We start from the raw sequence: 22,058 nt of genomic DNA, 5'->3' as shown, positions 1-22,058 counted from the left end.
GTGTATCGCGTTTGCGGTAACCCGCCCGACAGAATGAATATAATGCCGGTCCGTGATGGACTGGTGACAGGAGAGAAGTCTTGGCCCGTATCGCCGGTGTGAACATCCCGACCAACAAGCGCGCTCTGATTGCGCTGCAGTACATTCATGGCATCGGCCAGAAGCACGCGGCCGATATCCTCGAGAAGGTGAAGATCCCTTCGGATCGCCGCGTCAATCAGCTCAGCGACGCTGAAGTTCTGCAGATCCGTGAAGTGATCGACCGCGACTACATGGTTGAGGGCGATCTTCGTCGCGAGACCGGCATGAACATCAAGCGTTTGATGGACCTCGGCTGCTATCGCGGCCTGCGTCATCGTCGCGGTCTGCCGGTTCGTGGCCAGCGCACGCATACCAATGCGCGTACCCGCAAGGGTCCGGCCAAGTCGATCGCCGGTAAGAAGAAGTAATCTGCTGGTTTGAATTAGCAGGAGCGGGCCTCGGTCCGCTTCTGTCGTTATTTTTGGTGTAGCCGCTGGCACTACGGCGGCGTTCGAGATCCTCTGAAAGGTTTGATATGGGCAAGGAAGCCACACGCGTCCGCCGTCGTGAACGCAAGAACATTGCATCCGGCATTGCGCACGTGAACTCGTCGTTCAACAACACGACCATCACCATCACCGACGCGCAGGGCAACACCATTGCCTGGTCGTCGGCCGGCACGATGGGCTTCAAGGGGTCGCGCAAGTCGACCCCTTATGCCGCGCAGGTCGCCGCAGAGGACGTGTCGAAGAAGGCGCAGGAGCACGGCATGCGCACGCTGGAAGTCGAAGTCGCTGGTCCCGGTTCGGGCCGCGAATCGGCGCTGCGCGCTCTGCAGGCCGCGGGCTTCACGGTGACCTCGATCCGCGACGTCACCACGATCCCGCACAACGGTTGCCGTCCGCGCAAGCGTCGGCGCGTTTGATTTGATGCTCGCGGACAGCCCGGCTGTCCGCGACTTTTTTGTTTGATGTGTATCGCGCGGGCTGATCCGCGCTCTCCAACGCCAGTGATCTTGACGGCAGGATCTCTTGGCAGTGATGGGTGAAACAGTGACGATCCAGAAAAATTGGCAAGAACTGATCCGACCCAACAAGCTTGTGGTCACCCCCGGCAGCGACCCGACCCGTTTCGCGACCCTGGTTGCGGAGCCCCTCGAGCGCGGCTTCGGCCAGACGCTGGGCAACGCCCTGCGTCGCATCCTGCTGTCCTCGCTGCAGGGCGCAGCCGTGCAGTCGGTGCACATCGACGGCGTGCTGCATGAATTCTCGTCGATCGCGGGCGTCCGCGAGGACGTCACCGACATCGTGCTGAACGTCAAGGACATCGCGATCAAGATGCTCGGCGAAGGCCCGAAGCGCATGGTCGTGAAGAAGCAGGGCCCGGGCGCCGTCACCGCCGGCGACATCCAGACCGTGGGCGACGTTACCGTGCTGAACCCCGATCTGCAGATCTGCACCCTCGACGAGGGCGCCGAGATCCGCATGGAGTTCACCGTCGCTTCCGGCAAGGGCTACGTCGCCGCCGAGCACAACCGTCCGGAAGACGCGCCGATCGGCCTGATCCCGGTCGACAGCCTGTATTCGCCGGTGCGCAAGGTGTCGTACAAGGTCGAGAACACCCGCGAGGGCCAGATCCTCGATTACGACAAGCTGACCATGACCATCGAGACCAATGGCGGGATCACGCCGGATGACGCCGTGGCCTATGCCGCGCGCATCCTGCAGGACCAGCTCAACGTGTTCGTGAACTTCGAAGAGCCCCGCAAGGAAGTCGCGCAGGAGATCATTCCGGATCTCGCCTTCAACCCGGCGTTCCTCAAGAAGGTCGACGAGCTCGAACTGTCGGTTCGTTCGGCAAACTGCCTGAAGAACGACAACATCGTCTACATCGGCGATCTCGTGCAGAAGTCGGAAGCCGAAATGCTCCGCACCCCGAACTTCGGTCGCAAGTCGCTGAACGAAATCAAGGAAGTGCTGGCACAGATGGGTCTGCACCTCGGCATGGAAGTGCCCGGCTGGCCGCCGGAAAACATCGACGAGCTGGCCAAGCGTTTCGAAGACCACTACTAGAATCGAATTGGCGTGGCCGGGTCATCCCGGCCATCGCTTCGGGGCGAACGCAGGCAGCCCACCTGAAACATGTCCGACGAACCGTCGTGGCAATTGAATAAGGACTACACATCATGCGTCACGGTAAGGTTCATCGTAAGCTCAACCGCACTGCTGAACATCGCAAGGCGATGTTCGCCAACATGTGCGCGTCGCTGATCAAGCACGAGCAGATCGTCACCACGCTGCCGAAGGCCAAGGAGCTCCGCCCGATCGTGGAGAAGCTGGTCACCCTCGGCAAGAAGGGCGGCCTGCACATGCGCCGCCAGGCGATCAGCGAAATGAAGGATCAGGATCAGGTCCGCAAGCTGTTCGACGTGATCGCCAAGCGCTACGCCGACCGCCAGGGCGGCTACACCCGCATCATCAAGGCAGGCTTCCGCTACGGCGACAACGCGCCGATGGCCGTCATCGAGTTCGTCGATCGCGACGAGGATGCCAAGGGCCTCGATTCCGGTCCGACCCAGGAAAAGAAGTCGGAAGCGGCGTAAGCCACTTCCATCGCGGTTTTTAAAAGCGGCGCCTTGTGCGCCGCTTTTTTATTGAGCGCCCGGATGAACAAGCGGTCTGGAAATTTCGATCTGATGCGCCTGGTCGCTTCGTTCATGGTGCTGTGGTCGCACCAGTTCGCGCTGACCGGTTTTCCGGAGCAGGCGATTCCATGGGCCGCCACCTGGGGCGGATTCGGCGTCCTGATTTTCTTCGCCATCAGCGGCTATCTGAATGCGCAGAGCTTGTTCAGGTCGCAGTCGGTCGCCGTCTTTCTGACCAGCCGCGCGTTCCGCATCTTTCCGGCGCTGGTCGTCTGCGTCGCGTTCTGCATCGTTCTCGGCGCCTGCGTCACCACGCGGGAGTGGCCAGCCTATCTGCTGCCGGAAGGCGGCCTGTTCGCGCGCAACGCACCGCTATCGTTCCTGTGGCGAAATTCAACGCTGTTGTTCGGGCTCGACTACGAGCTTCCCGGCGTGTTCGACGCCAACATCTATCCGAGGGCCGTCAACGGCTCGCTCTGGACCCTGCCGCACGAGGTGAAGCTATACCTCGCAATGGCCATCATTGCGGTCTGTTGCCGGTTCAAGCCGATGGTCTTTGCCGTTGTCATGATTGCCGGCGTTGCGGCGCTGATGCTGTTCGGCCTGGCGCGGCCGCTCGCACCGCTGCTCGACGGGAAATATCTTGCCACCTTCGCGGTCATCTTTGCCTCCGGCGCCGGCCTTGCGCTGCTCGAGCGACGGATCGGATTGGTCCCGGCATTGGCGACGATGGCATTGCTGTTGCTGGGGTTCGCGATTGGCGACAGTGGCAGTGCGGGATTTCTTGTCGCAGTCGTCATCGGCTGCGTGGTGCTGAACCGGGTGCCGCTGCCGTCCTGGCTGATGCCCAGGGCGGACATTTCCTACGGCGTCTACCTGTACGCGTTTCCGGTCCAGCAACTGGTGTCGAACTGGTCCGGAAGTTTCTGGATCCGGCTCGGCATGGTCGTCGTGATCGTGACCATCCTGGCCATCCTTTCTGCGCGATATGTCGAGCAGCCTGCGTTGCGGTTGCGTAAGAGGCTCGGGCGATCTGACAATTCAGGCCTTCCGTCGCGCGGTCCGGCTCACTAGCTAAACTTTCAGCTTGCGAGTGGCGGGGCAGGTGTTTCGCAGAACGTCGCCGGCGCGATGCAACTCATGACGAGCGGGAGAAAATGATGAAGATCGATCTTTCCGGAAAAACGGCTCTGGTCACCGGCTCGACCTCCGGCATCGGCCACGCCATCGCCAGGGGGCTGGCGGCGACCGGCGCCGAGGTCGTCGTCAACGGCCGCACCCAGCCGAAGGTTGACGCCGCGGTCGCGGAGATCGTCAAGGCCGTGCCGGGCGCCAAGGTGAAGGGTGTCGCGGCCGACGTCTCCACCGCCGCCGGCTGCGCAAAGCTGGTCGCAGCATTGCCTGACGTCGACATCCTCATCAACAACGCCGGCATCTTCGAGCCGAAGGGCTTTTTCGACATTCCGGACGAGGACTGGACCCGCTTCTTCGAAGTCAATGTGATGTCGGGCGTGCGGCTGTCGCGCGCCTACATGCAGGGCATGCTGAAGCGCAACTGGGGCCGCATCGTTTTCATCTCGTCGGAGTCCGGGCTCAACATCCCCAAGGAGATGATCCATTACGGCATGTCGAAGACGGCGCAGCCGGCGATCTCGCGCGGTCTCGCCGAACTGACGCGCGGCACGGCGGTGACCGTCAATTCGGTGCTGCCGGGGCCGACCATGTCGGAAGGCGTCGAGACCTTCGTCAAGGATCTCGCCAGGCAAAACGGCGAGTCCTTGGACGAGGCTGCGGCCAACTTCGTCAAGCAGAACCGGCCGACCTCGCTGATCCAGCGCTTCGCCAGCGTCGAGGAGATCGCCAACATGGTGGTCTATGTCAGCTCGAAGGAAGCGTCAGTGACCAATGGCGCGGCGCTGCGCGCCGAAGGCGGCATCGTGCAGACAATTGCCTGACGCCGGCCACGATTGTCGTCCCCGCCTAGCGCGCCTTCGGCGCGCGCGGAGCGGGGACCCAGTACACGCAGGCCTGAGTGTACTGGGTCGCCCGGTCCTGGCGCGCAATTGCGCGCCGGCCGGGCGACGACAGTTGTGTGCGTTCGAGCGCTACCAGCCTTCCAGCACGATCTTGCCGACCGACTTGCCGGACTCGATCAGCGCGTGCGCACGCTTGAGGTTGGCGGCATTGATGGTGCCGAAGGTCTGCTCGAGCGTGGTGCGCAGCACGCTTTTGTCGATCATGTCGGCGACGTCGCTGAGCAGTCTATGCTGGCCGATCATGTCCGCGGTCTGGAACGATGAGCGGGTGAACATGGATTCCCAGTGCAGCGATCCGGCCTTGCCCTTCAGCAGCGAGAAGTTGACCGAGGCGGGATCGTCGATCACGCCGATCTTGCCCTGCGGCGCCAGGATGTCGGCGAGCGCCGGAAAGTGATCCTGGGTGCCGGTGAGGCTGGCGATCAACGCCACCTCCGGGAGCTTTAGCGCCGCGATCTGGTCCTTCATCGGCTTGCTGTGGTCGATCACGGCATGGGCGCCGAGCTCGCGGCACCACTTCACCGTCTCCGGCCGCGACGCGGTTGCCAGCACCGTGAGCCCGGTGAGCCGCCGCGCCAGCCGGATCAGGATCGAGCCGACGCCGCCGGCGCCGCCGACGATCAGCAGGGTGCGCGGGTCGACGCTGCGGCCGGGCAGGGCGCCGAGCCGGTCGAACAGCAGTTCCCAGGCGGTGATCGAGGTGAGCGGCAGGGCCGCGGCCTGGGCAAAGGACAGCGTCTTCGGCTTCAGGCCGACGATGCGCTCATCCACCAGGTGGAACTCGGCATTGGTGCCCTGGCGCAGGATCGAGCCGGCGTAGAACACCTCGTCGCCGGCCTTGAACAGGGTGACGTCGGGGCCGACCGCATCGACAATGCCGGCGGCGTCATAGCCGAGGATCTTGTTGGGCTCGCCGTCGCGCGGCGCGGCGCGCATGCGCACCTTGGTGTCCACCGGATTGACCGAGACCGCCTTCACGGCGACGCGGATGTCGCGGCCGGCCGGCTCCGGTTTTGCAGCTTCGAAATCGACCAGCGAGTCCGCCTGATCGATGGGCAGGGATGTCTTGTAACCGACGGCCTTCATTCCGGATCTCCTGATCGCGCGTGACTGTGCGGGTGGAGTGGCGCGGCAGCCGGCCAATTGCAAGCAATCCGGTGCCCGGGGGCAGCCCGCGCTGCCCCCGTCTTTGTCTCAGGCGGCGTATCAGAACGCGACCTGGGTCCGCATCGCGAAGGCGTCGAGCTTCGACCCGGCATCGCCGGCATTGACCGCGCTGATCTGCCTGGCGACATCGCCATGCAGGTAGTCGAACATGAAGCGGATGTTGCCGTTGACGTACCAGTTGAGCGCGGCGGTGTAGACCGTCTGTCGTCCGCCGGCGATGCCGTTGGCGGTCGCGAGTTGGTCGTTGAGGTTGACGGTGCTCACGCGTCCGGCGATTTCCCAGGCGCCCCAGCCGCCGCCGGTCGCCGAGAACGGGTTTGCCGGCTTGATGCCGCTATAGGAGGCCGTGGCCGCGTTGTAGGCGTGGCTTTCACCGGTCAGCACGTAGCTCGCCTGGACATAGCCGCCGTCGAATTTCAGGCTCGGCAGCGCCGCAAAAGCGGTGCGGTCGATGTTGTACCAGAAGTACTCGCCCTGGAAATACAGCGACCCGTAGGTGCCCGCCGCTTCAGCGCTATAGACTTGTGCGCCGGAAACCCCTGCGATCGCTCCGGTCGAAACCAGCGAGGTCGGGTCGAGACGAAGCTCGGGCCGATCGCTCAGCGTGAGCGTCTTCGCTCCGGTGACCAGATTGTGCGAAGGCTCGATCAGGAACTGTGCGTCGCCGCCAAGATGGAACGAGTAGTCCTTGCCGCTGAGTACCAGGCCGGCGGCGCGTACGACGGTGCCGAACTGCTCGGTAGCGCCGTTCGGCGTCACGCTCGACGCCGAATGGATGGCGCCCGAGGATGGTCCGGTCGCGTAGGCGCCGATCCAGAATGAATCATTGTACCAGCGGGCGCCGAACGCCGAGCGGAAATCGCCGGCGGCGATGTTGGTGGCGATGATCCCCGCGGAAGCGCGTTCCATGAACAGGATATCGTTGGAACTGGTGGCCTCGTCGAGGGTGTATGGCACATCCATGATACCGCCTTCGATGGCGAGTTTGCCGCCGAAGGGTTTGAAGCCGGTATAGCTGAGATAGGCGTTCTCGACGCCGGAGACGCCGCCGCCCGGCAGCGAGCCTGCCGCCGCACCGCCGAAGCCGTCCGAGCTGCCGCCGAAGTCATAGACCAGAGAGTAGTTCCAGTCGCCGAAGAATTTTCCGACAAGGCCGATGCGGGCACGTCGGGTGTTGATGCCGTTGTCCAGCCGTTGCGGCGAGGTCGCTGCTGAATTCGGATGATAGTCGTAGCCGCCGGCGTCGAAATGCAGGCGGCTGGTGATGGCGACGCAGTTCTGCTGATCGGCGCTGCAGATCGTCGGGCGATTGTTCGGCATGGTGACGACAACGCCGGACGGCGGTGCGATCGGCCCCTTGGTGTAGGCCGCATTGGCATTGGCGACGCTGACCTTGACGTCGGCCTTTGCTTCGGCGGTCGTGGCCTTGGCGTTGGCATGCGCGGCGGCCGCCGTGTTGGCCGTCGTCTGCTTCTGCAACTTGTCGAGCTTCTGTTCCATCAGCTTGAGCTGCTGCTTCAGCAGCGCGATCTCCGTGTCGGCGCCGGCGGTTTCGGCGCGCGCCGGACATGCTGCGAGAACGCCCAGAACTCCAGCCGCAGCGGCGGCCGCCTTCCTCGTGATTTTCATGAGATCACCCCTGATGATGCGATGGCCAATTGGTTGCGCCAATCGCGATTCAAGGGAAGTCACCTTTTTGAAGTTCGGCATCGCAGCGCCGTCTTTTGTGGCCGACTGTGTCTTTCCGGAGCCCCATCGAGACTGTTTTGACAAACAGATGACGGTCGTCATGTGATGCGCGCATTGAAGCCATTCGCGGCGCCCGGATCCGGTCTGCGGGGTCGCCGGTCGAACCGATCGGTGGGCCGGGATTACCGGCAACGCACCCTTCTATTGCGCCGGCGAACGGCCTATATTGCCGGTAATTTCCCTGAGAGGCCCTGATGTTCCCCAATCTTCGCGCTGCTGCGACATTGACCCTTTGTGCCACCCTGCTGTCTGCCGCGACCGGCGGTGCCTTGGCGCAGGACCGCCGCGTTCCCGTCTCGCCGAACGAGATCCGGCTGTCCTATGCGCCGATCGTGCAGCGGGTGCAGCCGGCTGTGGTCAATGTCTACGCCGCCAAGACCGTGCAGGTGCGCAATCCGCTGATGGAAGATCCGCTGTTTCGCCGCTTTTTCGGCGGCGGCGGCCCGCAGCCCGAGCAGATGCAGCGCTCGCTGGGCTCCGGCGTGATGGTCGATTCGTCCGGTCTGGTGGTCACCAACAACCACGTCATCGAGGGCGCCGACCAGGTCAAGATCTCGCTGGCCGACAAGCGCGAATTCGAGGCCGAGATCGTGCTCAAGGACAGCCGCACCGATCTTGCGGTGCTGCGCATCAAGGACGGCAAGGAAAAGTTCCCGACGCTGGACTTCGCCAACTCCGACGACTTGCTGGTCGGCGACGTCGTGCTGGCGATCGGCAATCCGTTCGGCGTCGGACAGACCGTGACCCACGGTATCGTCTCGGCGCTGGCGCGCACCCAGGTCGGGATCACCGACTATCAGTTCTTCATCCAGACCGATGCCGCGATCAATCCCGGCAATTCCGGCGGCGCGCTGGTCGACATGACCGGCAAGCTGGTCGGCATCAACACCGCGATCTTCTCGCGCTCCGGCGGCTCGCAGGGCATCGGCTTCGCCATTCCCGCCAACATGGTGCGCGTCGTGGTTGCTTCCGCCAAGAGCGGCGGCAAGGCCGTGAAGCGGCCGTGGCTCGGCGCGCGGCTGCAATCGGTGACCCCCGAGATTGCCGAAACGCTCGGGCTCAAGGCGCCGAGCGGCGCGCTGGTCGCCAGCGTCACGCCGGGCAGTCCGGCGGCGCGGGCAGGGCTGAAGCTCTCCGATCTCGTTGTCGCGGTGGACGGCCAGAAGATCGAGGACATCAATGCCTTCGATTACCGCTTCGCCACGCGCCCGCTCGGCGGCACCGCGCAGCTCGAGGTCCAGCGCAACGGCAAGCCGGTGACGCTGACGGTTCCCCTGGAAACTGCGCCGGACACCGGCCGTGATGAGGTCGTCATCTCCGGCCGCTCGCCGTTCCAGGGCGCGAAGGTCGCCAACAGCTCGCCGGCGCTCGCCGACGAGCTGCGGCTGGATTCCAGCATCGAAGGCGTGGTGGTGACCGAGCTCGCCGATGACGCCACCGCGGCCAGCGTCGGCTTCCAGAAGGGAGACATCATCCTCGCAGTCAACAACCAGAAGATCGCCAAGACCAGCGACCTGCAGAAGGCGGTACGCGAGCCCAGCCGGATCTGGCGCATCGTGCTGGTCCGCGGCGGCCAGCAGCTCAACGTCACGCTCGGCGGATGAGATTGCACGCAAATCTTTCGTGTCCCGGACGCGGTGCAGCGTTCTTCACGCTGCTCCGCAGATCCGGGACCGTACCGAACGCTGTCGATTCTGACGGTCCCGGATCTGCAGCGCACCACGCTGGCCCGCGCGATGCGCGATCCCGCGCGCTGCGCAGCGTCCGGGACAAGGTTGGTCAGCGCTGATGAGCCCGAAACATCCCCAGTCCACGAATCTGTTCGCCGCCGCCGGCCTCGAGCATGACGCGCCGCGTCCGCTGCCGGAGCGGCTGCGGCCGCGGGTGCTGGCGGATGTCGTCGGCCAGGATCACATCCTCGGCCCCGACGGCGCGCTGACGCGCATGCTGGAGACCCGCACGCTGGGCTCGCTGGTGTTCTGGGGCCCGCCCGGCACCGGCAAGACCACTGTCGCACGCCTGCTGGCCGATGCCACCGAACTGCATTTCGAGCAGATCTCCGCGGTGTTCTCCGGCGTCGCCGATCTCAAGAAGGTGTTCGAGGCCGCGCGCGCCCGCCGCGAGATGGGCAAGGGCACGCTGCTGTTCGTCGACGAGGTGCATCGCTTCAACCGGGCCCAGCAGGATTCGTTTCTGCCTGTCATGGAAGACGGCACCGTGGTGCTGGTCGGCGCCACCACTGAGAACCCGTCCTTCGAGCTCAACGCGGCGCTTTTGTCGCGCGCGCGCGTGCTGGTGTTCCAGTCGCTCGACTCGGCGGCGATCGAAAAGCTCTACGCCCACGCCGAAGCCATCGAAGGCCGGAAGCTGCCGCTCGACGCCGAAGCCCGCGCCGTGCTGGTGCGCATGGCCGACGGCGACGGCCGCGCCGCGCTGACGCTGGCCGAGGAAGTCTGGCGCGCCGCGCGAAAAGGCGAGACCTTCGACGCCGTGCAGTTGCAGGATATCCTGCAACGCCGCGCGCCGATCTACGACAAGTCCGCCGACGGCCACTACAACCTGATCTCGGCGCTGCATAAATCCGTGCGCGGCTCTGATCCCGACGCCGCACTATACTATCTCTGCCGCATGCTCGATGCCGGCGAGGATCCCCTATTCCTGGCGCGTCGCGTGGTGCGCATGGCGGTCGAGGACATCGGCCTCGCCGATCCGCAGGCGCTGGTGATCTGCAACGCCGCCAAGGACGCCTATGATTTTCTCGGTCATCCCGAAGGCGAGCTGGCGATTGCGCAGGCCGTCGTCTACATCGCCACCGCGCCGAAATCCAACGCGGTCTACATGGCCTACAAGGCGGCGACGGCTGCTGCGAAACAGGGCGGCTCGCTGCTGCCGCCGAAACACATCCTGAATTCGCCGACTCAACTGATGAAGTCCGAAGGCTATGGCGGCGGCTATCAATACGACCACGACACGCCGGAAGCCTTCTCCGGCCAGGACTACTTCCCGGAAGCGATGGGCCGCCAGCAATTCTACGACCCGCCCGACCGCGGCTTCGAGCGCGAGATCCGCAAGCGGCTCGACTACTGGGCAAGGCTGCGCGCAGCGAAGAACGCGGACGAGTAGGGTGGGTTAGGCGCTCTTGCGCCGTAACCCGCCATTGCGATCCGAAAAACGGTGGGTTACGCGCGCTCGTCCGCCGAAGCCCTCAGGGCGAAGGTGGATGCGCGCTAACCCACCCTACGATGTTCTTCGAGGTTCGCGTCTGTCATTCCGGGTCCGCTCGCCCACGGGCTCGCGCCCTGGAATGCGACCAGGCGTCGCGGTTCCCGTCGCGCGCTCGCTGGCCTTGGCGGCCTCCCGGGCGTATGATCGCGAAGCGTTTTCACGGGTGCCCGATGTCGATTGTCACACGTTGCTGCACGCTTGCCGTCGTCCTTGCCGCGCTATGCCCGGCCGCGCCGGCGCATGCCCAGGTCGCGCCGGTGCAATACTGGCTGCCCAACGGGCTGTTTGGTTTTGGCGGCGGCTGGACCGATGCCGGCGGCGCCGGCACCTATCGCAACTTTCCGGGTTTCGATGCCCGCTATGTCGCGCAGGATGCCTCGTCGGACTGGCGCGACAATTTTCGCACCGGCATGTTTGCCGGCAGCCAGAGTGGCAATATCGGTCTCAACGGTCTCGGGTTGAACGGCGCTGCCTCCGATTTCGGCGGGCTCTCCTATCAGAGCGCGCTGTCGGGCTACGCCTTCAAGGGCGCCGGCGATCTGCCGTCCAGCGTCTATGTCGGCTTCGACAAGTTGAACTACCGGCCGGGCATCGGCAGTCCGCTAGCGCCGTTCTCGAGCGATGCCAGCATCAACGCCGGCTACCGCGCCCGCGCCGGCGTCGCGTTCCAGCCGACAGCCAATGTCACCCTGTCGTTCGAGGCCAGCGTCACCCAGCAGGGATCGGGCGACAGCGATATCAATTCGCCGCTGCTGCCCGCGCTGTCGCCGTTCTCCGGCGTGCGACGCTAGCTAGTCGCAAGTAGCCCGCATGAGCGCGGCGGGCGAGTAGCGAGTGGGGCGGGTTAGCCGAAGGCGTAACCCGCCGACTCCGGATCTCGGCTCACGATGGTGGGTTACGGCGCAAGGGCGCCTGACCCACCCCACGCTTGCTCAATGCTTGTCCACCCCGTGCTTGGGCTGCACCGACCATGCCGGCGGTTCATCCTTCTTGTCGGCCTTGGCCACCGCCGCCGTCGCCTGCACCTTGTCGGCCGCGTGGTGGGTGGGCGCGTAGACCGTGTAGACCTGCATGGGCGTCGTCCCGGTGTTGGTGACGTTGTGCCATGTGCCGGCCGGCACCAGCACGCACCAGCCGTCCGTGACATCCTTTTCAAAGGAGAGTTTGTCCTTCGCGGCTCCCATCTGCACGCGGCCGCGGCCCGCGTCGAGGCGGATGAACTGGTCGGTCTCCGGATGGGCTTCGAGGCCGATGTCGCCGCCTGGCGGGATCGACATGAGTGTCACTTGCAAGTAGCGCCCGCTCCATGCGACGGATCGATAGTCCGTATTGGCCTTGGTTGCGCTTTCAATGTCGAACGATTGCGGCTTCGGCCCGATATCTGAAATCCTGGCGGCGGTATGGCTCATGACCCGTATCCTCATGCCTGCTGCGACGTGACGTCGCGCATCCCTTGGCGCCTCACCAAGTAATGGGTGGGGTAACGGTTCCAATTTGCGCGGCGGTTGTCGCTACGCTCATGCGGGCTTCGCGTTGCTGCAAAATCTCACGCTTGCCTCAGCAGACCGGCCGCCAGATGGCGGAACGCTGCGACAGCTTTGGCAAACACCGCGTGGGGATCGTCGGCCGCGGCGATCCATAGCGCGGCATTCAACGCCGCGCCGTTGATCAGCCGCGCAGCCGCTTCGGCATCGACGGGCTTGACCGTGCCGTCATCGATCAGCGCCTGGATGGTCTGCGTGGTGGCGCGCAGGCAGGCGGTCTGGCTCGGCCATTGCGAGGGATCGCCGAGCACGGCGGGGCCGTCGAGCAGCACGATGCGCTGGATCTCCGGCTCCAACGCCATCTCGATATAGGCGACGCACTCGTTGAGAAATCCGAGCCACGGCGTCTTTGCGGGCAGCCGTGCTGCATGGGCGCGCGCCAGCATCTCCGCATCGATCTGCGCGATGACCGCCTGCAGCAGGCCCTTCTTGTCGCCGAAATGGTGATAGAGCGCCCCGCGCGTCAGGCCGGCCTGCGCGGTGAGGTCGTCCATCGAGGCCGCCGCATAGCCCCTGGTCGCGAAGGCTTGCCGGGCCGCTGCAATGAGCTTGGCCCGGGTCACCTGCATCATATCCGTCCGCCGTGTCGCCAGCATTGCTTCTGCGCACTCCAAAGTTCCGCGCCTGCGGATATTGACATACGCGCCGTATGTGTACAACCTGCTCACATACGGAGCGTATATGAAAATCCGTTACTGCGGGGGGCGTGATCAAACCGATGCCGCCCGCGATTGAAAGGACTTCACTGATGACCAAGCGCGACGCCGTTTTTCCGCCGGGCCGGCAGGCCCTCTACGACATCAACCGCTATTCGGCAGCCATTCGCTCCGGCGATCTGCTGTTCGTCTCGGGCCAGGTCGGCAGCCGCGCGGATGGCTCGCCCGAGCCGGTCTTCGACCGGCAGGTCCAGCTCGCCTTCGACAACCTGGCGGCGGTGCTCAAGGCGGCGGGCTGCACGTTCGACGATATTGTGGACGTGACCAGCTTCCACACCGATCCGGCCACGCAGTTCGATGCGGTCAACGCCGTCAGGCAGCGCGCGTTCGGCGAACCGCCGTATACGAACTGGACCGCGGTCGGCGTCAACTGGCTGGCGGGCTTCGATTTCGAGATCAAGGTCATCGCGCGCATTCCGCAGCAGCCGGCGTAGGGCGAGGGCGCGCAGGATGGGTCAAGCGTCTTCGCGAAACCCATCAACCACCGGCACGGGAGCGATGGGTTTCGCGGAGTTTATCATCGGGCGCGCTTCGCGCGACCCGGTGGCTCTACCCATCCTACGCTTGCTTGCCACGCTGGATCGTGCCCCGGCTCTGCGATGCAACACGCAGTGTTGCTTCGCAGAGCCGGGGTCCCGGTGAAGTCCGTGCAGAGCGAGTTGGGCGGGTTAGCGCTCAGCGCGTAACCCAATATTTCCGGACCGCATATTGTGTAGTGTAGTGTTACTACAATACGCTTGGCTCTGCCGGCAGGCAGTCGCCGATCCGGCGCTATTTCAAATCATTTTGGAGAAGGGGAAATCGGCGTCTTTCCACTATTGTTGTCTAACGTGAGGTGGGACTTGCGTCAAGTTGGGGCTCCCGTGCCATTGAGTTGATCCTTGATTCGTTTGAAAAGGATTCTGGCCCATGTCAGCTCTCGCCAGCATGTTCGCTCAATCGTTTTTCCACGGGACGCGTGCCGATCTGCAAGCCGGTGACCTGATCGTCGCCGGCCACAAGTCAAATTTCACCGATGCCAAACCATTATCCTGGGTTTATTTTGCGAGCACGCTGGACGCGGCGATCTGGGGCGCCGAGCTTGCCGCTGGCCAATCGCCGCAACGCATTTATGTAGTGGAGCCCACCGGAACGATCGAGGATGACCCCAACCTGACCGATAAGAAGTTTCCGGGAAATCCAACGCTGTCCTATCGTTCCCGTGATCCTCTACGGATTATTGCCGAGGTGACAAATTGGCAAGGACACACCGTCGAACGGTTGCGACAGATGAAGGACGGGCTCGCCCGGATGAAAGCGGATGGTACCGCCCACATTATCGACTAGCGAGTAGGGCGGGTTAGCCGAGGGCGTAACCCGCCGATTCCGGATCGCGGCTCACGATGGTGGGTTACGGCGCAAGGGGGCCTAACCCACCCTACGCTTGCTGGTCGATTCAAATCGAAAAGTATAAGTAAATTTAGATTTATGCTGGTTGTCTGCTCTAAATTAGAGCCGGCGAACCGTGCTCGCTATTTCCCGCTTCTAAGAAGGCTCGATTGAGTGGGTGGAAATATTGTATACGAGCGGTACGGTGTATGCCGTCTGTGAATGCTGTCACAATCATAGGGAAGATTAGTTTGGAAGCGATCTTTGAAGATCAGGTAACCGTATTCGTCGACTTTCTCGGATTCAGTAGTGCCAGCGTCCAGTTGGACGAGTCGATTCAACTAAAGCTTCTGCTTCTCCTTCGCGCAATCTCAACAATGAGAGGCGAATTTTCCAACGATTCTGATCCACCAGGCGCGAACATGAGCGCAATTCGATTGCGTCCAACAATTAGTACATTTTCGGATCATATTGTTGCTAGCTATCCGATGAGCCGTATCGATCTTGGTCAGGATGAGCAGACGACGCTAGGGCTTGTTTTGTTCGACATAAATCTGAGAATTGCCAGAATTGCTGCCGCCGCACTTAGCATTGGTTTCCTCATTCGCGGCGGAGTTTCCAAAGGTCCACTGTACCATTCTAACGGTGTCGTTTTTGGATCAGCAATGGTCGAGGCCTATGAGCTTGAGTCACGGGTCGCTATATATCCACGTGTTGTTCTATCTCCGTCTCTGTCTCGATCGCTCGATCGTCACCCAGGGGAGTCTCGCTTATTAGTCGTGGTGAAGATGGTGTCGCATGTCTTGACTACATATTTCACCTGCTGGGATCCGCGGCGGCGCCGGGCGAGGACCACTCAGTTCGTGTAAAGGAGTGGTATGACGAAATAGTCCAGATGTTAAAGAGTAACGTCGATAATCTTAAGCAAGGCGACAATACAAATGCTTTGTCGAAATGGGTTTGGTTCTCTAGAAAGTTTGCGCGAGCCCTTTCCAGGACCAATCCTCAAATTCTGCGATCGATTGGTATTGCAACGGAAGCAATGGTTTGGGCAGACTAGACATCCGCTCAGCTCAAGTATTGCAAGCTGGTGGTCGTGCGAAACAGAGTGCTTTTGGGAAAATGCGAGCTTCACGTTTTCTCAGCCATGTGGCCGCAAATTGTTCAACAAGTATTGACAAAATTCCCATAAGACTATAATCCATATCCGTCCCGTCCACGAGGGGCGCTTCATGAGGCGTCTGGAGTGGGGCGGGAGGCGGCGCCTGCGGGCGGGGGGAGGACGTATCCCCGCGCACTCGGGAGGCCCTGGGTGGCCGTCCGACCCTACTGCGGGGGTCTGCCTTGAGTGGCTGGACGCGGACAGAGAAAGGCGGGGGAAAGCCCGCCGGAGTGGCGCAAGCCACGTGCTGGCCCGGAAGCACGGCCCTGGAGCCCAAAATCGCCGCGGTGGCGCGCCGAGAGGCGACGCGATCACCGCTTCGTCGTCGAGACGGCGCAGCAGGGATCGTGACCAACCCACCCATCGCGCCTCAAGGCGCGCCGCCACCCCTCATGTCCGGAGGGGCGGACTCCCAGCAAAACCCGGGCTCGTCGAGCCGCGGGAACGCGCCGATTTGCCCGTGACAGGCGATTAAACCGTGACCCCTGAGCGCTTATGCGCTACGCAAAGCCAACCTCCCGGAGCCCCATCATGAGCCGTCGCGACAAGAAACCCCTCGCCAAATCCCGCGGCCCTGCCGGCGCGCGCGGCAAGGGCGGGCGTCCGAAGACGGCGGGGACCACCACGGGCTCCAAGACCTCGCGCCCCAAGGGCGACCGCGGCGCGGAGCGCCCCGAAGGCAAGCGGCCGTCGTTCGGCAAGGCCGGGCGCATCAGCAGCGATCGTCCGATGAGCGCCCGGCCGCCGCGCGCCCGCGACGGCGAACGCCCGGAGCGGGCCGAGCGCCCGGAACGTGGTGAGCGGCCGGCGCGGTTCGAACGCTCCGAGCGTCCGCAGCGCAGCGAGCGATCCGAACGTCCCGAACGCAGCTTTGGCGACAGGTCGCAGGCGGCGCGTCCGCCGCGCGAACGCACGCAAGGCCGTCCCGAGCGCCCGGAGCGCGCCAAATCTGATCGCAGCTTCGGCGAGCGCCCGGGCGCCGTGCGTCCGTCGCGCAACCGCATCGATGCCGCGCTCGAGCGCTCCGAATGGGGCGAAGGCGCGCCACGCGAGCCGCGCGATGCCCGCTTCGAGAGCCCGGACCGTGGCGCCCGCAGCGAGCGTCCGGCGCGAACCGCGCGTCCGGAACGTACCGAGCGTCCGCAGCGCACCGAGCGGTTCGGCAATGACCGCCCGCCGTCGCGCGGCGGCCGTCCGCCGGCGCGCGTGCCGCGCGAGCGCGAGCCGAAGCGCGAGCGTCCGCCCTACGATCCCGAGACCTTCGTGCCGGAGCCCAAGGTGGTGGTGCCCAAGGCGCCGCTGCCGACCGCGGTGGAGATGGCTGTCGTCACGGCCGACGAGGCCGGCATGCGCGTCGATCGCTTCCTCGAAGCGCGCTTCGAAGGCCTGTCGTTTTCCCACATCCAGCGCATCGTCCGCAAAGGCGAGCTGCGCGTGAACGGCAAGCGTGCCGACAGCAAGGACCGGCTGGAGGAGGGGCAGACCGTCCGCATCCCGCCGCTCAAGCTCGACACGCCAAAAGTCGGCGGCGGCGAACTCTCCGAAGCCGCGCAAAAAACGCTGGCCGCGCTGAAGGAGATGATCATCTTCGAGGACGCCGACGTGATGGTGCTGAACAAACCCGCCGGCCTCGCCGTGCAGGGCGGCTCCGGCACCGTGCGTCATGTCGACGGCATGCTGGAAGTGATGCGCGACGCCAAGGGCCAGAAGCCGCGCCTGGTGCATCGCCTCGACAAGGACACCGCCGGCTGTCTCCTGATCGCCAAGACGCGCTTTGCCGCCACCAAGCTGACCGGCTCGTTCCGCGAGCGCTCGGCGCGAAAAATCTACTGGGCGCTGGTGGCCGGCGTGCCGAAGCCGAAGCAGGGCCGCATCTCGACCTATCTCGCCAAGGAAGAGAACGAGGAAGACACCATCATGCGCGTCGCCCAGCATGGCGACGAGGGCGCCAGCCACGCGGTGACGTACTACGCGGTGGTCGAAACGTCCGCGCAAAAACTGGCCTGGGTGTCGCTGAAGCCGGTGACCGGGCGGACCCATCGGCTGCGCGCGCACATGGCGCATATCGACCACGCCATTATCGGCGACCCCAAATACTTCAACAAGGAAAACTGGCGGCTGCCCGGCGGCATCCAGAAGAAGCTGCATCTGCTGGCGCGGCGCATCGTGGTGCCGCATCCGCGCGGCGGCACCATCGACGCCACCGCACCGTTGCCGCCGCACATGCTGCAGTCGTGGAATCTGCTCGGCCTCGAAGCCGATCGCTTCGATCCGATCGAGAACGCGCCGGAAGAGTAAAACGGTGACGATGTCGGAGCTTGATCCGTTCGAATTGAGTAGAACTCGGTATCGTGTCCCGGACGCGGTGCGGCACGAAGTGCCGCTCCGCAGATCCGGGATCCCGGTTTCTTCCTTGGCAAAGCTGGGCCCCGGATCTGCGGCGCACCACGCCGCTAATAAGCGGCGCAGTGCACCGCGTCCGGCGAACGATGGCAGCGACATGAATCCGATGCCCCCGCACGCCGCGCCGGAGTTCGACGACGCCTTTCGCACGCGCCTGCATGACCTGTTCGGCTGGCGTCGCGATATCCGGCATTTTCGCACCGATGCTTTGCCCGATGGGACGATCGAGCGCCTGATCGGGATCGCCTGTCTGGCGCCGTCGGTCGGCCTCAGCCAGCCCTGGCGTTTCGTCATCGTCGACGATCCCGCGCGTCGCCAGGCGGTGCTCGACAATTTCACGACCTGCAATGCCGAAGCGCTGGGCGCCTGCAGCGACGAGCGGGCGTCGCGCTACGCCAGCCTCAAGCTCGCCGGGCTGCGCGAGGCGCCGTGCCATCTCGCGGTGTTCTGCGAACGCGCAACCGAGGTCGGCCATGGTCTCGGCCGCCGCACCATGCCGGAGATGGCCGACTATTCCGTGGTCGCGGCGATCTCGACATTGTGGCTGGCGGCGCGCGCCGAGGGCATCGGCGTCGGCTGGGTCTCGATCCTCGATCCCGCCGTTGTCGCGCTCGCCTTGGGCGTCCCCCGCGACTGGCGGCTGATCGGCTATCTCTGCATTGGCTATCCCCGGGCCGAGGACGATCGTCCGGAACTGGAGCGCGTCGGCTGGGAACGACGCCAGCCGCCGGGCGATCACATTGTCCGGCGTTGAGGCGGCGCCCCTTGAGCGCGCGCGACGGCGGCACGACATGAAAGCGATGGTAAAACGCGCCTCCCTCATTCTGACTGCTATCATCGCCGTGACGCTCGCTGCCGGCGGCGCTGCCTCGGCGCAGATCCTGCCGCCCGGCGGCGGAATGCTGGCGCCGCCGCCGCCGGCCCCACCGCCGCCGCCCGCCATCACCGTGCCGGTGGTTCCGCAACTGGATTCCACGCCGGCCAGTCCGAAAGCGGGGATCGAGTCGCGCGGATCGTTCGGCGATCGCGTCACCGGCTGCCTGCAGGATGGCGCTGCCGCCGGACTTGGACCCAACGAACGCGCCGCCTATTCGCGGTCCTGCGCCAACCGGTAGGCCGTCTTTGCCTGCACCGATGCTTCAGCTAAACTCAGCCGCTCAACCGGGATTGAATTGATCGATGCGTGAACTGTTCGACGAGGTCTATGGCCAGGCGGGGCTCGATCCGGAAGAGGCGGTGCGCAAGTCGACGCGCGGGCCGCAGCGCAAGCGTTTTCACGTCAAGGCCGGCTTCGATGAGACGCCGGAGGGTTTTGCTATCACCCTCGATGGCAGGACAGTGCGCACGCCGTCGCGACAACCGCTGGCGGCGCCGAACCGCGACATCGCCGCGGCCATCGCCGCCGAATGGGACGCGCAGCAGGAGTTCATCAATCCGATGACCATGCCGCTGACGCGGCTCGCCAACAGCGTCATCGATGCGGTCGGCGACAACGTCGCTGCAGTGGCCGACGACATCGCGAAATATGTCGGCACCGACCTGTTGTTCTATCGCGCCGGTCATCCCGAGGCGCTGGTCGCGCGCGAGGCCAGGGCGTGGGATCCGGTGCTGTTCTGGGCCGCCGAAGAGCTTGGCGCGCATTTCATCCTCGCCGAAGGCATCATCCACGTCCGCCAGCCCGATGCGGCCGTTGCGGCGGTGCGCGCGGTGTTGCCGTCCGATCCGTGGCGCGTCGCGGCGCTGCATCTGGTGACGACCGTGACCGGCTCGGCGCTGCTGGCAGTGGCGCTGCTGCGCGGCCGGCTCGATGCCGATCAGGTCTGGGCCGCGGCCCATGTGGACGAGGACTGGAACATCGAGCAGTGGGGCATCGACGAGGAAGTCGCCGCCCGCCGCGCCGCCAAGAAGGTCGACTTCGAGGCCGCCGCAAGCGTTTTGCGGGCGCTGGCGCCCAATCCGGGTTAACGAGAGGTTTACGCCGTTGCGCTAGGCTTTGTCGGCCATCAGCCGGTGCAGCCCATGTCGCTTGTCGTCAATCCCGTCTCGCCGGTCATCGCCATTCCCGGCGTGTCCAATGTGGTCATGCAGCCCGGCAGCGTGATTACCGCCCGGGTGCTGCAGGTGCTCGGCGCCGATCAGGCGCGGATCTCGATCGGCGGCCAATCCCTGGACGTGCAGACGCAGGTCCCGCTGCAGGCCGGCCAGAGCCTGCAACTGGCGGTGTCGCAGACGTCTGACGGTATCAGGCTGGCCGTGGTCAACCAGCAGGCCTTGCCCGCTCCCGCCAACGCGGCATCGGGCGATGTCGTCACGCTGGCGCCCGACGCGGCGCACAGCATTGCGGCGCAGGCTCCGTCCATCCTTCTGGTGAAAAGCCCGCTCACCCCGCAGGAGGCGCTTGCGGTCACCACCGCGACGCAGATCGCTGCCACCCAGCAGGCCAGTCTGGCGCCGCTGTTCGCCAATCTCGGCGCCGCCGGCGGGCTGCAGAACCTGCCGCCGCAATTGCAGCAGGCCATGGCGCGGCTGCTGGCGCAGCGCCCCAACCTCGATCCCAACCTCACCGGCGCTGCCGTGCAGCAAGCGTTCGAAAAATCTGGCCTGTTCCTGGAAGCCTCCTTGGCCTCAGGTGCAGCACCGTCGGCCAGCACGCCGGATCTCAAGGCATCGCTGATTGTGCTGCGTCAGGTCCTCACCGCGACGCTGGGCAACATGGCGACGGCGCCCGCAACAGCGCCGATGCAGCAGGGCGCTCAGGGAATAGCTGCAGCCGTCCCGCAGGGCGTTGCGGCCGATGTCGTGCTGAACGGGCAGACGGCCTTTCTGTTGGCTATGCAGACGGCGGATGCGCCCATCGCGACGTCGTTGCCCGCCGCGCAAACAGCTGCGTCGCCGGCACCAAACGCCGCTGCGGAGATTCCGGCCGAGGTGGCCGGTCATACTGCGCCGGTTCAGGTCATCCTCACACCGCCGACGCCGGCCGAGTCCGCGGCGCGTGCCGCGGCCGGCAGCGCCGCGCTGACGCTGCTGCAGGAAGCCGTGCAGGCCAATCCGGCCTTTGCGGCCAGCGCCGGAAAAGCGGGGCTCAGCGACAGCCTGATGCTGTCCTTGCTGCCGGCGGTGACGGGCATGCGAACCCAGAAGGTCGACGACAGCGCGACCGTGCACACCAACATTCCGCCGCCGCCATTGCGCGGCGCGCTGCCTACGGCGCAGCCGGTGATGCCGGCGACCATCGTCGCCAACGCGCCGCCCGAGACCACGCTTCGCCATCTGCTCGCCGACACCGACGCCGCCCTCGCGCGGCAGACGCTGATGCAGGTCGCCTCCTTGCCGGACCGCGGCGATGCATCGTCGATGCGGATCGATCCGGCCTCGCCGCGCTGGAGCTTCGAAATTCCCTTCGCCATGCCGCAGGGCACGGCGATCGCGCAGTTCGAGATCTCGCGCGATGGCGGCAATGACAATCCGACCGAGGCGGCGCAGCAGGTGTGGCGGGCGCGGTTTTCGCTCGACGTCGAGCCGGCCGGGCCGGTGCATGCGCTGGTCTCGCTGCAGGGCGACAAGACCTCGGTGCGCATGTGGGCAGAGCGGCCGGCGACAGCGCAGCAGCTTCGCGATGGCGCCAGCCAGCTCAATCAGGCACTGGTTCGCGCCGAACTGCATCCCGGCGATATCGTGATCCGCGATGGCGCGCCGCCGTCGCAGCCGGCGCCGGCTTCCGCCGGACATTTCCTGGACCGCGCGCTATGACCGTGCAGACCAAGAACCAGATTGCGGTGGCGCTGCACTACGACAAGACCGGCGCGCCGCGGGTCGTCGCCAAGGGCAGGGGCGCCATCGGCGCCAAGATCGTCGAGGTCGCCCGCGCCCACGACATCCCCATCGAGGAAAACGAAATGCTGGCCGGCGCGCTGTCCAACGTGGAGATCGGCGACGAAATTCCGGCCGAGCTCTACAAGGCAGTGGCCGAGGTGCTGATCTTCGTGCTCAAGCTGTCGCGCGGCCTGCGCTAGTCTTTGG

The 22,058-nt window shown here is 64.9% G+C and carries 22 protein-coding genes; 18 read left to right on the top strand and 4 right to left on the bottom strand.

Annotated elements, in window-relative coordinates:
- The first annotated feature begins 80 nt into the window (after positions 1-80).
- The 6 genes from rpsM (at position 81) to ACUXVA_RS25055 (ending at position 4,620) form a co-directional block, all read left to right on the top strand.
- Positions 81-449, top strand: a complete 369-nt coding sequence (rpsM, locus tag ACUXVA_RS25080) for a 30S ribosomal protein S13 (RefSeq protein ID WP_265083163.1) — start codon at positions 81-83, stop codon at positions 447-449.
- Between the two features lie 107 nt (positions 450-556).
- A complete protein-coding gene (gene rpsK, locus ACUXVA_RS25075) occupies positions 557-946 on the top strand; it encodes a 30S ribosomal protein S11 (protein WP_006021048.1) in 390 nt (129 codons plus the stop codon).
- Positions 947-1,061: 115 nt separating this feature from the next.
- Complete coding sequence (locus ACUXVA_RS25070; RefSeq protein ID WP_265083657.1) at positions 1,062-2,093, top strand: DNA-directed RNA polymerase subunit alpha; 1,032 nt, start codon at positions 1,062-1,064, stop codon at positions 2,091-2,093.
- 113 nt (positions 2,094-2,206) lie between these two features.
- Positions 2,207-2,623 carry a 50S ribosomal protein L17 gene (gene rplQ / locus ACUXVA_RS25065; RefSeq protein ID WP_265083164.1) on the top strand — a complete coding sequence of 139 codons (417 nt, stop codon included), beginning with the start codon at positions 2,207-2,209 and terminating at the stop codon, positions 2,621-2,623.
- A 63-nt stretch (positions 2,624-2,686) separates the two neighbouring features.
- Complete coding sequence (locus ACUXVA_RS25060; protein ID WP_265083165.1) at positions 2,687-3,739, top strand: acyltransferase family protein; 1,053 nt, start codon at positions 2,687-2,689, stop codon at positions 3,737-3,739.
- Positions 3,740-3,825: 86 nt separating this feature from the next.
- Complete coding sequence (locus ACUXVA_RS25055; RefSeq protein ID WP_445488833.1) at positions 3,826-4,620, top strand: SDR family NAD(P)-dependent oxidoreductase; 795 nt, start codon at positions 3,826-3,828, stop codon at positions 4,618-4,620.
- Positions 4,621-4,770: 150 nt separating this feature from the next.
- Here the strand turns inward: ACUXVA_RS25055 and ACUXVA_RS25050 are convergent, their stop codons facing one another.
- Together ACUXVA_RS25050 and ACUXVA_RS25045 are read right to left on the bottom strand one after the other, a co-directional pair.
- A complete protein-coding gene (locus ACUXVA_RS25050; protein ID WP_445488831.1) occupies positions 4,771-5,787 on the bottom strand; it encodes a zinc-binding alcohol dehydrogenase family protein in 1,017 nt (338 codons plus the stop codon).
- 120 nt (positions 5,788-5,907) lie between these two features.
- Positions 5,908-7,497, bottom strand: coding sequence for an OprO/OprP family phosphate-selective porin (locus ACUXVA_RS25045; RefSeq protein WP_445488829.1), 1,590 nt, complete (start codon positions 7,495-7,497; stop codon positions 5,908-5,910).
- Positions 7,498-7,811: 314 nt separating this feature from the next.
- Between ACUXVA_RS25045 and ACUXVA_RS25040 the strand changes: the two genes are divergently transcribed.
- From ACUXVA_RS25040 to ACUXVA_RS25030, 3 genes are all read left to right on the top strand, one after another.
- Positions 7,812-9,221, top strand: coding sequence for a DegQ family serine endoprotease (locus tag ACUXVA_RS25040; RefSeq protein WP_445488827.1), 1,410 nt, complete (start codon positions 7,812-7,814; stop codon positions 9,219-9,221).
- 184 nt (positions 9,222-9,405) lie between these two features.
- The gene (locus ACUXVA_RS25035) at positions 9,406-10,740 is read left to right on the top strand and encodes a replication-associated recombination protein A (RefSeq protein WP_265083170.1); all 1,335 of its coding nucleotides are present in this window, start codon (positions 9,406-9,408) and stop codon (positions 10,738-10,740) included.
- Between the two features lie 272 nt (positions 10,741-11,012).
- Positions 11,013-11,633, top strand: coding sequence for a hypothetical protein (locus tag ACUXVA_RS25030; protein WP_265083171.1), 621 nt, complete (start codon positions 11,013-11,015; stop codon positions 11,631-11,633).
- A gap of 141 nt (positions 11,634-11,774) precedes the next feature.
- Here ACUXVA_RS25030 and ACUXVA_RS25025 read toward each other — a convergent pair whose 3' ends face one another.
- On the bottom strand, positions 11,775-12,251 hold the full coding sequence (locus ACUXVA_RS25025; RefSeq protein WP_265083172.1) for a cupin domain-containing protein: 477 nt from the start codon (positions 12,249-12,251) through the stop codon (positions 11,775-11,777).
- A gap of 137 nt (positions 12,252-12,388) precedes the next feature.
- Positions 12,389-12,958: a TetR/AcrR family transcriptional regulator gene (locus ACUXVA_RS25020; protein ID WP_445488824.1), complete on the bottom strand. Its 570-nt coding sequence runs from the start codon at positions 12,956-12,958 to the stop codon at positions 12,389-12,391.
- Between the two features lie 176 nt (positions 12,959-13,134).
- On the opposite strand from ACUXVA_RS25020, the gene ACUXVA_RS25015 reads away from it, so the two are divergent.
- The 9 genes from ACUXVA_RS25015 (at position 13,135) to ACUXVA_RS24975 (ending at position 22,051) form a co-directional block, all read left to right on the top strand.
- Positions 13,135-13,536 carry a RidA family protein gene (locus ACUXVA_RS25015; RefSeq protein ID WP_265083658.1) on the top strand — a complete coding sequence of 134 codons (402 nt, stop codon included), beginning with the start codon at positions 13,135-13,137 and terminating at the stop codon, positions 13,534-13,536.
- A gap of 475 nt (positions 13,537-14,011) precedes the next feature.
- Complete coding sequence (gene arr, locus ACUXVA_RS25010) at positions 14,012-14,428, top strand: NAD(+)--rifampin ADP-ribosyltransferase (RefSeq protein WP_445488822.1); 417 nt, start codon at positions 14,012-14,014, stop codon at positions 14,426-14,428.
- A gap of 293 nt (positions 14,429-14,721) precedes the next feature.
- Positions 14,722-15,339: a hypothetical protein gene (locus ACUXVA_RS25005; RefSeq protein WP_445488820.1), complete on the top strand. Its 618-nt coding sequence runs from the start codon at positions 14,722-14,724 to the stop codon at positions 15,337-15,339.
- Positions 15,340-16,613: 1,274 nt separating this feature from the next.
- Complete coding sequence (locus tag ACUXVA_RS25000; RefSeq protein ID WP_445493351.1) at positions 16,614-17,930, top strand: RluA family pseudouridine synthase; 1,317 nt, start codon at positions 16,614-16,616, stop codon at positions 17,928-17,930.
- A 202-nt stretch (positions 17,931-18,132) separates the two neighbouring features.
- Entirely contained in the window at positions 18,133-18,789 is a 657-nt protein-coding gene (bluB, locus tag ACUXVA_RS24995) for a 5,6-dimethylbenzimidazole synthase (RefSeq protein WP_445488818.1), read from the top strand.
- Positions 18,790-18,826: 37 nt separating this feature from the next.
- Positions 18,827-19,150, top strand: a complete 324-nt coding sequence (locus tag ACUXVA_RS24990) for a hypothetical protein (protein WP_445488816.1) — start codon at positions 18,827-18,829, stop codon at positions 19,148-19,150.
- A gap of 64 nt (positions 19,151-19,214) precedes the next feature.
- A complete protein-coding gene (locus ACUXVA_RS24985; protein ID WP_265083176.1) occupies positions 19,215-20,000 on the top strand; it encodes an ATP12 family chaperone protein in 786 nt (261 codons plus the stop codon).
- 54 nt (positions 20,001-20,054) lie between these two features.
- A complete protein-coding gene (fliK, locus tag ACUXVA_RS24980) occupies positions 20,055-21,788 on the top strand; it encodes a flagellar hook-length control protein FliK (protein ID WP_445488814.1) in 1,734 nt (577 codons plus the stop codon).
- Positions 21,785-22,051, top strand: a complete 267-nt coding sequence (locus ACUXVA_RS24975) for an EscU/YscU/HrcU family type III secretion system export apparatus switch protein (protein WP_265083178.1) — start codon at positions 21,785-21,787, stop codon at positions 22,049-22,051. The genes fliK and ACUXVA_RS24975 overlap by 4 nt, the downstream gene beginning before the upstream one ends.
- Positions 22,052-22,058 lie beyond the last annotated feature (7 nt).

Source organism: Rhodopseudomonas sp. RCAM05734 (assembly GCF_052658035.1).
This window is presented reverse-complemented; position numbering and strand designations above follow the sequence as displayed.